This window comes from Maribacter algae (genome assembly GCF_047345745.1).
Lineage (GTDB): Bacteria > Bacteroidota > Bacteroidia > Flavobacteriales > Flavobacteriaceae > Maribacter.
Genome location: NZ_JBLFES010000001.1, coordinates 102,986 through 116,681, shown reverse-complemented (window position 1 = coordinate 116,681; position 13,696 = coordinate 102,986). Strand labels below are relative to the sequence as shown.

14 protein-coding genes are annotated in these 13,696 nt (G+C 34.2%); 2 read left to right on the top strand and 12 right to left on the bottom strand.

Going from position 1 to position 13,696, the window contains the following annotated elements; all coding sequences use genetic code 11:
- Positions 1–292 precede the first annotated feature (292 nt).
- Positions 293–910, top strand: a complete 618-nt coding sequence (locus ACKWBX_RS00520) for a TetR/AcrR family transcriptional regulator (RefSeq protein WP_413966682.1) — start codon at positions 293–295, stop codon at positions 908–910.
- On the opposite strand, the gene ACKWBX_RS00515 is transcribed toward ACKWBX_RS00520, so the two are convergent.
- From ACKWBX_RS00515 to ACKWBX_RS00505, 3 genes are read right to left on the bottom strand one after another with little or no spacing between them, the layout of a single operon-like run.
- Positions 911–1,996 carry a glycosyltransferase family 9 protein gene (locus ACKWBX_RS00515; protein ID WP_413966681.1) on the bottom strand — a complete coding sequence of 362 codons (1,086 nt, stop codon included), beginning with the start codon at positions 1,994–1,996 and terminating at the stop codon, positions 911–913.
- Positions 1,997–2,049: 53 nt separating this feature from the next.
- Complete coding sequence (locus ACKWBX_RS00510; RefSeq protein ID WP_413966680.1) at positions 2,050–2,670, bottom strand: DUF4254 domain-containing protein; 621 nt, start codon at positions 2,668–2,670, stop codon at positions 2,050–2,052.
- 30 nt (positions 2,671–2,700) lie between these two features.
- Positions 2,701–3,639: a hypothetical protein gene (locus ACKWBX_RS00505; protein WP_413966679.1), complete on the bottom strand. Its 939-nt coding sequence runs from the start codon at positions 3,637–3,639 to the stop codon at positions 2,701–2,703.
- Between the two features lie 41 nt (positions 3,640–3,680).
- Between ACKWBX_RS00505 and ACKWBX_RS00500 the strand changes: the two genes are divergently transcribed.
- On the top strand, positions 3,681–3,902 hold the full coding sequence (locus ACKWBX_RS00500; protein WP_413966678.1) for a DUF6341 family protein: 222 nt from the start codon (positions 3,681–3,683) through the stop codon (positions 3,900–3,902).
- 71 nt (positions 3,903–3,973) lie between these two features.
- On the opposite strand, the gene purD is transcribed toward ACKWBX_RS00500, so the two are convergent.
- The 9 genes from purD to ACKWBX_RS00455 form a co-directional block, all read right to left on the bottom strand.
- Positions 3,974–5,245 (bottom strand): phosphoribosylamine--glycine ligase, encoded by a 1,272-nt coding sequence (purD, locus tag ACKWBX_RS00495; protein ID WP_413966677.1) that lies wholly within the window; start codon positions 5,243–5,245, stop codon positions 3,974–3,976.
- Positions 5,246–5,283: 38 nt separating this feature from the next.
- The gene (locus tag ACKWBX_RS00490; protein WP_413966676.1) at positions 5,284–6,267 is read right to left on the bottom strand and encodes a UDP-glucuronic acid decarboxylase family protein; all 984 of its coding nucleotides are present in this window, start codon (positions 6,265–6,267) and stop codon (positions 5,284–5,286) included.
- A 5-nt stretch (positions 6,268–6,272) separates the two neighbouring features.
- Positions 6,273–7,625 (bottom strand): exopolysaccharide biosynthesis polyprenyl glycosylphosphotransferase, encoded by a 1,353-nt coding sequence (locus tag ACKWBX_RS00485; RefSeq protein ID WP_413966675.1) that lies wholly within the window; start codon positions 7,623–7,625, stop codon positions 6,273–6,275.
- A 9-nt stretch (positions 7,626–7,634) separates the two neighbouring features.
- Positions 7,635–8,117 (bottom strand): glycosyltransferase, encoded by a 483-nt coding sequence (locus ACKWBX_RS00480; protein WP_413966674.1) that lies wholly within the window; start codon positions 8,115–8,117, stop codon positions 7,635–7,637.
- Between the two features lie 3 nt (positions 8,118–8,120).
- Complete coding sequence (gene pssD / locus ACKWBX_RS00475; RefSeq protein WP_413967969.1) at positions 8,121–8,576, bottom strand: PssD/Cps14F family polysaccharide biosynthesis glycosyltransferase; 456 nt, start codon at positions 8,574–8,576, stop codon at positions 8,121–8,123.
- A gap of 57 nt (positions 8,577–8,633) precedes the next feature.
- Positions 8,634–9,491: an O-antigen ligase family protein gene (locus tag ACKWBX_RS00470; protein ID WP_413966673.1), complete on the bottom strand. Its 858-nt coding sequence runs from the start codon at positions 9,489–9,491 to the stop codon at positions 8,634–8,636.
- Between the two features lie 289 nt (positions 9,492–9,780).
- Positions 9,781–11,178 carry a hypothetical protein gene (locus ACKWBX_RS00465; protein WP_413966672.1) on the bottom strand — a complete coding sequence of 466 codons (1,398 nt, stop codon included), beginning with the start codon at positions 11,176–11,178 and terminating at the stop codon, positions 9,781–9,783.
- An 11-nt stretch (positions 11,179–11,189) separates the two neighbouring features.
- Entirely contained in the window at positions 11,190–12,218 is a 1,029-nt protein-coding gene (locus tag ACKWBX_RS00460) for a hypothetical protein (RefSeq protein ID WP_413966671.1), read from the bottom strand.
- 54 nt (positions 12,219–12,272) lie between these two features.
- Positions 12,273–13,685, bottom strand: a complete 1,413-nt coding sequence (locus ACKWBX_RS00455) for an oligosaccharide flippase family protein (RefSeq protein ID WP_413966670.1) — start codon at positions 13,683–13,685, stop codon at positions 12,273–12,275.
- Positions 13,686–13,696 lie beyond the last annotated feature (11 nt).

The following is a 13,696-nucleotide window of genomic DNA, read 5'->3' as shown; positions in this document are numbered from 1 at the left end:
TGTATTTTTGATACGCATAAGTCATTGTCTAATGTGAATTTAAAGGGGGGGGGTAAAGAAACAAACCTAAGTAAAAGTGTATCGCCTTATTTTAATCCTAATTTGAACCAAGAATATTGCGGTTAAACCGACCAACCGGTTTAATTTATTTACTAGAATGATATTGATTTATCGAGATTTTGAACTTTCACCGATTTTTTACGTAAGTATAACGCAACACTCCTAATATACATCTCGATTATGGAGTTCTTTATACTGACCTTAGGGTCGGATTTACCCAAATCTTTACATTATGGACAAAAACTTAAAACGCATGGCTACCATGCAACGTATGCAAATCACTGGACTGGAACTTTTTTATAAAAAGGGCTACTACGGCACCAGTGTTGATGATATTCTTAAGGAATTATCCCTTTCCAAAGGAGCGTTCTACTATCACTTTGAATCTAAAGAGGACTTCTTTATTCAAATCATTCAAAATTTAATGGCTCGTAGGGTATATAGTAACCTAATTGAACCTATTGAAGGACATGACAATCCTTTGACCCGTATTACCAACTGTTTTGACAATGCCTTGGAAATGGCGGTACACAATGAGACCGACTTTGGCTTTATTCTTTGCAATTTCATGACCGAATTCAACGGTAAGAACGAGACTATCATGAAGCACCTTAGCGATATTGTTTCCCTATGGGAAGTAAATTTGGTGACCGCATTGCAAAAAGGAAAGTTCAATGGTCATTTGGACCGGCATGTGGATTGCGAAGCCGTAGCTACATATTTGATGAGTTCTTATTTTGGGATCAGGACATTGATGGTAGGAGCTTCACCGAGTGCCAAAAAATATCGGTTTATGGCTCAGTTAAAGCAATACTTTAGGTCTATTGAAGCCAATCCCGTCAATGTTTGATTAAATTTTATTCAGAATTTCTTCAATTTTTTGAACTACTTTTTCGGGCGAAATGGTTTCCATTGCTTTTTCGTAACCTTTAGGGAATTTATTTCCATAAACTGATGTCGGAATCAACGGATACTTTTTCCTATCGGACAAAAGGGCGTTTTCAGCAGCTTGTCCATAGGGGTAAAATCCGGCAAAAGGATGGGTTACACCCCAAAGTGTTACTGTAGGCACTCCGTACATTGCCGCTAAATGTGCATTGCCACTGTCCATAGCAAGCATAAGTGAAAGGTTTGATATCACGGCCAGTTCTTCGGAAAAAGAAACTTTTCCCACAAGGCTTGTACAATTTTCAAATTTGTTTTCCCAAACGGCCAACTGCATTTGTTCCTCTTTTCCACCACCAAAAAGTACCATCTGATAGGTATTTGATGCATTTAAAGACGCTACCACCATTTCCATTAATTCCAACGGATACATTTTGCCTTCAAAGGCTGCAAAAGGGGCAATACCAATTAGTATTTTTTCTTTTTTTATGGATAACCCATTAAACTTATCTTCCAAATTCAGTTTTGGAAGCGTATTCCCAGAAGACAATTGCACGGAAAGGTTCAGTTTTTTGAAAACATCGGCATATCGCTTATGCGTCGTCGTCAACTGTATAAAGGTTTTGTTTACGGCCGTTGTCAATGCTTTTTTTTCTGCCCTGCCTTTATCTATCTGCTGATAGGGTATTCCTGAAAAGCTGAAGAAAAGCTTTAGAATAGTACTACGTAGCACATGGTGAAGGTCGGCAACGGCATCAATTTCCAATGTTTTAAGTTCTTTGTATAACCTCCAAAGCCCCAATAGCCCTTTATGCCTTCCTTTAACATCAGCAGGAAATACGGATACATTGGGAATCTGTTCGATTATAGGCCTAAAAAAATCTTTGGTCAAAAAAATAATCTTTAGCTCTGGGTAAGCACATGTTAAAGCCAAAAGAACAGGAACGGTCATGGCGACATCGCCCATTGCGGATAGGCGGATCACCAAAAGATGCTGCCCCCTAACCTCCAAGGGGGGGACATTATCCTCTAACGGGGGTTTGTTATCCATGGACGAAATGAATATTAAGGCCAGACCGATCTTGCTTCGAACAAGTATAAACTTTAAGCTCCATTTGAAGTATTGGATCCACTTCTCAGGACGGGGTTTAATTCCTCATCATTATACATTTTCATCTGCTTGTAGACCTTCATGTACTTGTTTCCTTCCTCAATATCCTTTAATAATTGGTCTATCGCATTGGAAAGGTCTTTTTTCTGTTCTAGAAGTATATTGAGTTTGGTTCGGCATTTTTCAATATGCTCAGGAGTAGCATCTGTACGCGCTACTTCCTCTCGCATATGATAGATTTTTAATGCAAGAATGGATAACCGGTCAATGGCCCAAGCCGGACTCTCGGTATTGATAGTGGCATTAGATTTGATTTCAACCGATTGGTATTTTTTGAGGAAATAACTATCGATATATTCGACCAAATCTGTCCTGTCCTGATTGCTAGCGTCTATTTTTCGCTTTAAATCCAATGCTGCCGCTGGTGTTATCTGTGGATCTCTAATAATATCTTCGTAATGCCATTGAACGGTGTCTATCCAATTTTTTCGATATAACAAATGGGCCACTTCATCTTTAGGGTACGGATTGGTGAAATCCTGATAAACATCATCTTTTTTATGATATTCCTTAATGCTTTGCTCAAAAATTGAAAAGGCGAATTCACTGAACATTTTCCTCGTTTTTTACAAAGATACCCTTAATTAGGAAATTATAAGTTTGGAGAGGAACAGCATGAGCGGAAGAAATATGCTCAGCATCAGTACTACTTCCAATATATTTGGCTTTTTGATAGATTCTATATAATTGCCAATAAATATAACCGAAGGAAAAAAGGTGATGATAATAGCCTGGTGCTGTGCCGTACTCACCATGAGCGTAACAAGTAAACCGATAACGAAGGAAATAGCGATAAGTCTGATGGTAACGATTTTTCCGACACCGGATTTTCCCAACTTTAAAAAGGCAAAAAATGCCAACAAGAGATTTAGGAACGCATAGACGATCAATTTAATATTGGTGGACCAACCCGTGGCGACGATAGAATTGAAATCAACGTTGAAATCATAATGGTCTTCAATAAATTGCGTGTAGTTCATCAATATTAATATACTGTACAGTATAAAAAAATAACAAATTACGGCCGGCAATACAGTGAGCCAATTGCGGATGTTCTTGGGTTCGTAAATATAAATGGCGGAAAACACCAAAATCATAAAAAGAAGGTTCCATTCATAAAAAAGACTGGAAATCATAATCCATAGTGTGGTATCGAAAATCTTGGATTTAATATTTTTAAGCGATTTTAAACTCAAAAGCCTTCTAGAGGCCAAAAGCAGGAAAAAGCAGCTTAAAATCGCGTTATTGTCTCCCAATGTCTCCGGAAAAACAACAATAAGGAGCGTAAAGAAGAGAATTGAAAAAGAGTTGGGACCTGTTAATTTATTACGCTTTACAATAAAATCTACCACGAAAATACTGAATAGCAAGAGGCTTAAAGCCAAAATTTCCACTACGATGTTTTCCGTAGAAAATTCCTTTTCTATGACGTAGAATTGAACACACCAATAAAAAAGAAAAAGAAAACCTAAGAGGATGATGAAGTTTATAGGTTTAGTTTTTCCAAAAATGCTTGAAATCATGTATGATTTTTATACTTTTGTGCTGTAAATATAGGAATAAGATGAAGTCATTTTTTGAAGGTATTGAGGATTTGTTCGTAAACGGATTGTTTGCTCCTTTTGATTTTTTCCGGTTCATGGAAAGCTGGACACTTTCCAATAGCCTTAATTGGATTTTTATGCTAATCGGTTCCGTGGCCTTTGTCTACTGGATGATACAATTGAAGAAATTCAATGATAACGGCGAAGAGGACAAATCGATTTCTTCCCACTCCTATTTGTGATTTCGGCTACGCTCCACTATCCTAAATAGCTATTCAATAAATAGGTTTTTTCTCGATTTTAAATTTAGAATTTAGAGGTCGAACCCGATATCTTTTCGATAGTTCATTCCCTCAAAGGACAATTTAGCCACATTTTTATAGGACGTTTTCAAAGCCTCTTTGAAATCTTTGCCATACGAGGTAATAGCCATCACCCTTCCTCCGTTAGTCCGTACTTTTCCATCGACCAACTTTGTTCCGGCATGAAATACGATAGCATCCTCGATAGCATCTATTCCCGTTATTTCCTTTTCTTTTTCATATGTTCCAGGATATCCACCGGAAACCGTCATCACGGTTGTAGCGGAACGCTCATCTATTTGTAGGTCAATTTCGTTCAAAGTTTGATTTGCAACGGCTTGAAGTACTTCGACCAAGTCGTTTTTAACGCGAGGAACTACAACTTCGGTCTCGGGATCTCCCATGCGAACATTGTATTCTATTACTTTGGGGTCATCGCCAACTTTTATCAATCCGATGAAAATAAATCCTTTATACGGCAAATTATCCGTTTTAAGGCCCTCTACCGTCGGTTTAACGATTCGCTCCTCTATCTTATGCATGAAAGCTTTATCAGCGAAAGGAACTGGGGATATGGCCCCCATACCGCCCGTATTAAGTCCGGTGTCTCCCTCCCCAATACGTTTGTAGTCTTTAGCTGTAGGAAGTATTTTATAATTTTCACCATCCGTCAGCACAAAAACGCTTAATTCAATACCGTCCAAAAACTCCTCGATAACCACGGTGGCACTGGCATCACCAAACTTCTTATCCAACAACATTGCCTTTAATTCTTTTTTGGCCTCTTCCAAATCGGAAAGAATCACCACTCCTTTCCCTGCGGCCAGCCCGTCCGCCTTCAAAACGTATGGGGGCTTTAGCTGCTCAAGAAAATAGCATCCCTTTTCCAGATTGGCCTTTGTAAAACTTTGATATTGCGCTGTTGGAATTTTATGGCGCATCATAAATTCCTTTGCAAATTCTTTACTGCCCTCTAAAGTGGCGGCAGCTTTCTGAGGACCGATTACAGGGATTTTATTTAATTGGCCATCTTCCAAAAAGAAATCGTGCACACCATTGACCAATGGGTCTTCCGGTCCAACAACGACCATTTCTATTTCTCGGGACAAAACGAAGTCCTTAATAGCATCGAAATCGTTTACACTAATCGGTATATTTTTGGCAATCAATTCTGTTCCTGCATTGCCAGGTGCAACAAAAAGTGCTGTAAGCTTAGCGCTTTGTTTTAGTTTCCATGCCAATGCATGTTCTCTACCTCCAGAACCGAGTATAAGGATTTTCATTTTAAAAGATTTTGGCAAAAATAAGCTTAAGTGTAATATTATTCCTTATCGGATGTGAAATTACGATGCTCTTTCTTCTGTAACTCCATTGGAGAAAGGGATTTGAAATAATCGTATACGATTTTGAGTCCGTCTTTTCTATCTACTTTTGGCTCCCATCCTAAAATTTCTTTGGCTTTTGTAATATCCGGTTGTCTTTGCAACGGATCATCCTTAGGAAGTGGCTTATAAATTACTTTTTGATTGGTCCCTGTTAAGGCAATAATCTCCTCCGCAAACTCTTTTATGTTAGTTTCATGTGGATTTCCAATATTGACCGGTTCCGGGTAATCGCTAAATAACAGTCGGTATATTCCTTCGACCTGATCATCAATATAACAAAACGAACGTGTTTGTGAACCATCCCCAAAAACTGTTAAATCTTCACCCCTCAAAGCTTGCCCCATAAATGCCGGGACTACTCGACCATCATTTAATCGCATTCGGGAACCATATGTATTAAAGATTCTCACGATACGTGTTTCCAGACCATGATAGCGATGATATGCCATTGTAATAGATTCCATAAAGCGTTTGGCCTCATCATATACCCCTCTTGGTCCTACAGGGCTTACATTGCCATAATATTCTTCATTTTGTGGATGCACCAAAGGGTCTCCATACACCTCTGAAGTAGACGCAACCAAAATCCTTGCGTTTTTTTCTTTGGCTAACCCCAAAAGGTTTAAAGTTCCCAAAGAACCTACTTTTAATGTTTCTATAGGTATCTTCAGATAATCTATCGGACTTGCTGGCGACGCAAAATGCAGTATATAGTCCAACTTACCTTCTAGATGTACGAAAGTGGAAACGTCATGATGGTGAAATTCAAACTGCTCCAAAGGAAACAGATGTGCTATGTTCTTCAAATCGCCCGTAATCAAGTTGTCCATCCCTATGACATGATAACCTTCTTTGATAAACCGATCACAAAGGTGAGAACCTAAAAAACCCGCTGCTCCTGTTATGAGTACTTTTTTCATCTTTACTAATAAGCTTTTTCTTCCCCGGAAACAGCATTAATCACCGTTTGGACAATTATTTTGATATCCAAGAAAAAAGACCAGTTTTCCACGTAAAAAATATCGAACTTAATCCTATTTTGAATATCACTGTCTTTCTCAATTTCACCTCGATAGCCTCTTACTTGTGCCAAACCTGTAATTCCAGGCTTTACAAAATGCCTGAGCATGTATTTATCCACCCTATTGGCATATTCATCTGTGTGCTTTAACATATGTGGTCTTGGGCCTACAACTGACATATTTCCGAAAAGTACATTGTAAAACTGAGGAAGCTCATCGATACTGGTACGTCTTATAAATTTTCCAATCTTGGTGACACGCATATCATTCTTACCAGCCTGTTTAGCATCTGCATCGTCATTCATAGCCATAGATCTAAACTTAAAACATTTGAATTCGCGATTATCAAAACCTGTCCGTTTTTGAATAAAGAAAACCGGTCCTTTAGATTCTAAACTTATTAATAAGGCTAATAAGGGTCCGAACCATATTAATAAACCAAAAATAACCACTAAAGAAAAAAGAATGTCAAAAGCTCTTTTTGAATAAGCATTTAGGGAGTTGTGCAGTGGGATATCACGAAGTGAGAGGATTGGCAGATAGTCATAATATTCAAACTTTAACTTTTTGGAAAAAATATTCTTGTTATCCGGAAGGAATTTCAGTGTTTTTAGATTGTTATCCGCAAAATTGATAAAATCTAATAGTTCATCATTTTTGAGTTCTGAAACCGAGCAGTATATTTCGTCGATTTTGTTGTTTACAATAAACTTAAAGCAACTGAGAAGGTCAAAATTCTCTTCTCTTGGCGAAAACTGTCCCTTAAATTGAAATCCATATTCCCTTCTTTCATTAAAAACAGCTATTAGTTGATTTGCTTTTTTGCTTTTTCCAATAACTACCACATTTCGTATGTTTCCCTTGACTTTTTCACGATATTTCATCAAAAGAATGTAATTAAGGAACTTCAATGCAAATACAGCTAAAAAGGTAAAGATGAAATACTTTCCCAGTGCCAACCGGCTAATATTGGGTTGTTTAAAGAAGCCTATGAATGCATACAAGATTAAAAAAAAGAAAACGAATTGTATGAAAAGTAACCTAAGGATGTAGGTAACTTTGCTATAGCGGTAGACTTTATAGAATTCTGTTTTAAAAGAAATAATTAACCATGCAAATGAGATATAAGCATGGAATAAATAGGGGTTTAAAAAATTAATGGGCAGATAGTAGGCGAACAAGTTTATGACCAACAAATCAATGCCATAAGAAAAAGGAGTTATGAAGCCTGAATATCTGCCTTGCTTGAAAAACATTGAGAATTTTTATAATTGCTCTATAATTTTTATCAATTCCTTGTTGAAACTTTCATTGTTCGATACAAATTTTTCAAGTCTAATATTTTGTAAATTTTCAACTTTATCTTTAAAATCTTTCAATTCATGGTCAAGGCCAACAATTAACTTCATTTTCTCAAAAGCAAATAAAATTTCCTTTTGATGGTCATCTATGTGTTCCCCATATTTGGAAAGTCTTGCAGCCACCAATACCTTTTTACCTTTTTTTAAGCAATTTACTATTGAGCCTGTTCCAGCATGTGAAATCACATAGTTAGCAGTCTCAATATATATATCGAATTCTTTTTTGCCCAAAAAAGTTACCGTTTTAAATAAATCACTTTTATAATCTGTATGACCACATTGAATTATTATTTCTTCATTTATAATACCTTCTTCTACAAGTCTCTCTAATGCAATCAATAAACGGTTAAATTGAAAATTTTGATTACCAAGCGTTACAAAAATCATTTACTAATAAATAGAGCCTAAATATACGGCCTTTGGATATAGAATTTTTAATTCCTCCCACTGTATAACAAAAACATCAGCGAAACGATAACAAAGTTTGCCTGTTAGCGTTTTTGAATTTATCCGAGAAAAGGTTTCGATAAATATTATTTTTTTTCGCATTATCTTTCCTAAGAAACACATAGGAAGCGCACATCCTGAACCTGTCGAAACAATTATTTTCGGGTTTTCCTTGAGAAGAAGCTTTATTGAGTGAAATATTATTTTAACATAAGTGAAGATAAAGAAGAGAAAATTTTTCCTTGAAACATAAGGTATAAATGAAATATTAGAATATTTATGATGAAGTTTGCTAGTGGATGAGTTTTTCTCTGTAACAATATGAACGTCATATTTTTCTATTATGTCCTTCAGACTAAGGAGTTGCTCTAAATGTCCTCCTAAGCTCGATATTAGCATGATTTTGGTCATTCAATAACATTAGTGAAAACCAAAGATAAAGGATTCATGCATGTTTTAATCTTCATGCTTATTAATTCTTGTATTTATCTTTTGATTGCTTTTTATCATAAACAAAAACAATGGTAGAAAGAAAGAAAAGAATATTATACCGTGGTGACGTCTTAATACAGATTCAATTAAAAATATGGCAAATAGAATAATCACATAACTAACTGCTGGTAAATTAAAATTAAATGTAATTGATTTCCAGACAAGTAGTCCAGGCAAAAAGAGTGTGATCATTAATAATGTAAGCCCTCCACCAATAAGTAATTCGAAATATTGATTATGTGCGTGGTAATTGTTTTTATATTCCCAACTTTTATTGTCTCTACCTGATTGCATTACCGCTCTTTCATTTCCAATTCCATAACCAAAAATAGGAGCTTCAAAAAATAAATTCTTATTAACCTCATAATTTCTCATTCTAGAGGATTCCCCGTCCAAGTGAGAGAAAATAGATTGAGCTTTAGGAAAAGCCAAGAAAAACATTATAAGAAAAGGCATTCCAATTAGAGTTAAGGTATACCCAAATCTCAATTTTTTGCTTATCAGTCCAGTTAACAACAATAAATTCAGGCTTAAGAAAATAAAAACACCGCTCATTGCGCCTACGTAAACAATCAGAAAAATAGTTAAAGCCGCGAGCAATAGGCTTAAAATGACGTTATAATTAATTTTATTTCTTGAAAGAAAATCTATTATTGAAATGTATCCAAGATTCAAATACATTCCATAATATATTTTATGAATATCAATATTTGAAGAGATTTCCCATGAATTATAGAAATTGCGTATTCCAATGCTTGAATTACCAAATAGAAGAGCACAGAGATTAAAAATACCCGCACAGTAAACTCCAATTGAAAACACAAGTAATATTTTTTGAGGTAGTGTTTTTTCTATGTTGGTGCAATAAAACAATAATATAAACAAGACGAGGGTCCCCAAAAGAGATAGAAAATCGGAATCGGCAAAATCACCTATGAAGTATAGATTAAATATAGAATATAATGATAGGATTACTACCGTTAAGGTTAAAAGAGATTTTAGTGCCCTTACATTCATCCTGATGTTAAATAATGCTAGCAAACAACAAATAATAAGGGTTTTACTGCTCCAATCCGGAGCAAACACCATGCTAAATGCAAATAGATAGATGCTATACCGGTACAATCTCTCCTTCATATTGCCTTTTAAAATTTAAACCCACCAAAAACATCACCAATCCAAAAGCATAAGGTGAAAATGCTTCTTCTTGATAAATACCTTGCACAAAAAGTACCACAGCTAAGACATTTAGAACCCTTATTTGAGAAATTTTTGATTTAAACTTCCTAAAAAGCATAACTATAATCTCAAAAAAATAATATAAATAGAAAAAAGAAAATATCCCTAAACTAGAAAACAACACTCCGTAAACGCTTTCGCTACCATTTTGAAATCTTGTCCAGTAGCCCATATCGGTAAGCGGCATTCCTTTATAGCTACTTACCATAGAAGTAGATAAATTTCCGCCGAAACCAAGACCGTTTCCAAATGAAATCAGATATTCAGCTCCTGAAACAAATCCAACAATGTGCTCGTTCCTTCCTAAATAACCAACATATATAAGGCATAAATTAGCGAATATGTAAAGAGAATATGATATTCTTTTGGAAAGATTGGTATGATATACTAGAAAATACAAAAAAGAAGAAAATAAAAATACCAAAACCGCTCCCTTAGAATTTACAGCAAAAATGACCAGTAAAATTATTCCGAAAAGCCTAAACTTATTATTAGGTAAATAGAAATATATTCCTAAGATAGTTAAGAAATAACCCAAAGAAATAATACTTTTTATCAAGGACCCAATTCTTGCCAATTTAAAATCAAACCAAGAAATATTAAACAACCTTTTACTTTTATACCTGCCTAAAAGCTCATCCCACCCCTCTATTCCCCACTTCATGGAGAAGTATTCCAAATCATTTAATACGTAACTTATAATATAAGGAAATATAAATTGGAACAAGGTAATAATGGAGCATATAAGAAGCATTACCTTCAAGCTTGAGTTTAAAAAAGCTATATCTATCTTTTTTGAAAAATAAATCCCTGATAAAAGAAAGAGCACGGGTAACAAAAACAATCTTAAGTATTGCGCACTGTTTAAAAAACCGTAGCCATATATTCCAAAAACAAAATAAGCAATTAATATAATAATGATGAAAATTGATTTTCGGTAAAAGGCTTTGTCAAAATATTCAGAACTATTTTTGAACACAAACATGGTGAGTAATGACGGTAAAAAAAAATTAATTCCGTGAAGGATTTTGAAGTGTGTTTCAGAATTTATAACACCTGTAAAAAATGCAATGAAGGTGTTTTGAAAAAATACCGCCAGAATAAAAAAACTATAAAATAACTTCTTCCTCTCTGCCAAAAAGAAAAAAAGTGCAATTAGAACAACGATTCCTAGAATAAGATTCAACGCCAAAGAGAAAAAAACAAGAAGGTTAAGAAAAAATGCAACAATACCTATTTCGAAAACCTCTTTGCTAAATTTAATGGACATCAAAATACCGTTTAATTGAGTTTTATTACCTCAATATTAAGGTTTTCATCATAATCTCTATATAATTTGTAAGTATTTGTTCCGTTGAATATATCTTCTAAATTATTTAACTCAAACGACTTGAACTTAACATATGGAATTAATTTATTAATTGTGTAAAATGCGGAAGATGTAAACATTCCAAATTCATTGGGCAAACAAGAAATGTTTATAAGGGATAATTCTATTGGGACTTTTGCTTCCACAACATTCCAGCCTAATTTTTCAACAAGTTTAAAGTGCTCATCGCTTTCGTATCTGTGGGGGAAATAAGTAACATTTTTATCCTTCAAAAATTCTCCTACTTGTGCAAAAATACTTTCTGCGTTATTCAAAGAATCCGAATTCCAGTAGAATGGGGTCCCTATGAAATAAATCGAATCTGTATCTATCCTCTTTTTTTTATACTCTTCCTTTAAATAAAGGAATTCGTTTAATGTATAAGATAGGAAATCATGGTCTTCTTCCACTAAATCTTTGTACATAGTAAAAAAATGTATTTTGCCTTGATAAGATATTATATTGGCTTTGAGCCCTAAAAGGATTGGGAATATTCTTTTATGGATGGGAGAAAACGACTTTAATTTTTTCTCTTTTAAAAGAGCATGTTCATAAAATGCGGCAGTTCCATCATCTAAATATATGGTTTTCATGTTTTTGCGAGAATTTGCCAATATCGCCTGATATATTGAAGCTATATGACCAACCAACAATAAGTCATACCGTTTTGAAGATTTTTTTCTTGCAGCCTTTATTACTTTCCAATAAAACTTGAAACGTGTAATCAGACTTTTATCAATATCGCATACCGTAATTCTTGAAATATCTCCTTTGAGATTTAAGCTTTCAAAAGCTTTGTTCATTTGATCAATATTACTTTTCTCTCTTGAACTTACTAAAAAGAAATCTGTCAAAGATTCCATTTCATACGCTTTTAAATATTCATTTGCATTGATTAATTGCAAAGGCGACTCAACTATTATTAATATATTCCTTGGCATGAAATTTAAATGTTATAGCTCTTTGTTACAACTTTTTGAACTTGGGAATCCGCTTTAAAAATTTCTTGAGAATTTATGTATTAAATCTTTAAGATTAACCAATTTAGAAATGAAAAAATATACCGTCATAAGAAACAAGAACATTCTTAAAGTAAATTCTATCCAAGAAAACTGACTATGTCCAAAAATCATATATAGTCCCGACAACAACAATATTATACAAGAAAGGAAAAACCATTGAATGTAATAATTTGCACTAAAAGCCTTAATCGTGTAGAAATAGTTAAAGGGGATTGCTACTAAATATGAAAATATTGTAGCCAATGCAGCGCCATTGATACCATACTCTGGAATAAACAACAAATTTAAAATTATGTTCATTGCCCCTACAGACATGAAGATAATTGATTTGCGCTTAACATATTCTTTAAAGTAAGTCATTACCGGTTGTATAAGCAAACTGTATCCATTAAGATAAGATGAAAAGCAAAGGAAAATAAATACCACAAATGCTTTTTTATATTCAGGACCAATCAACAAAAAGATTTCTTTTGAAAAAAGTATTAAAGAAAATAGCAAAATAAAAAGAGCCACTAGAAAATAACGTACTAACTGGTTAAATTTTAGTCCATTTACTTCTTGAAGGCTTTGATATATTTGAGGTGTAAAGTTTTTATTTATTGTAGAAATAAATTGGCCCGGTATATTGACCAACCGAGTTCCCATAGAGTATACTCCTAAACTTTGGTAGCCCAACATATATTGTATCATAAATCGATCAGAGAATTTAATTACAAAATTGGACAATATTGTTGGGAAGTAATGCACAGAATATACACCTAGTTCCCTTATTTTTTTAAATTTGATTAGATTAAGGCGAGTGTTTTTTACGTATGTTGGCAAAGAAATTATGAATCCTAACAGATGTTCCATGAAATTCGCTGCCAATACGGCAAGGATTTTATCTTCCATTTTAAGGACGAGCATCAAAGCCAATACACTTCTTGTTAAAGAAATAACGATAGAATAAAAGCCTACTTTTTTAACCTTTCCAACACATATAAAATATGAGTTAAATATTGGAAAGAACACCGCACAAACCGCAGTAATCATCACAATATCCAAATAGACAGGGTGGTTTATTTCAAGTAATCCAACAATGATTGTTTTTAACAATAAATATGTAAATCCTCCAACTACAATAGCAATTCCTTGTAGTGCAAAAACATTGGAAAATAATGTCTTTGTTGACGTATTTATATTATCAAAAAAAAACTTGTCAAATGTACTTTTTAACGAAAAAGAGACAATTAAGAAAAATCCGGTAAAGACTAATTGCAGGATGGCTATTTTGCCAAAATCCTTTGGGTCTATTACATAGGAATATAACGGTATAAGTAAGAAAGCTATACCCTTGGCAATCGTTTCTGAAATCAATAAAATTCCAGTATTTTTAACAACGCCCATTTGATATTTGT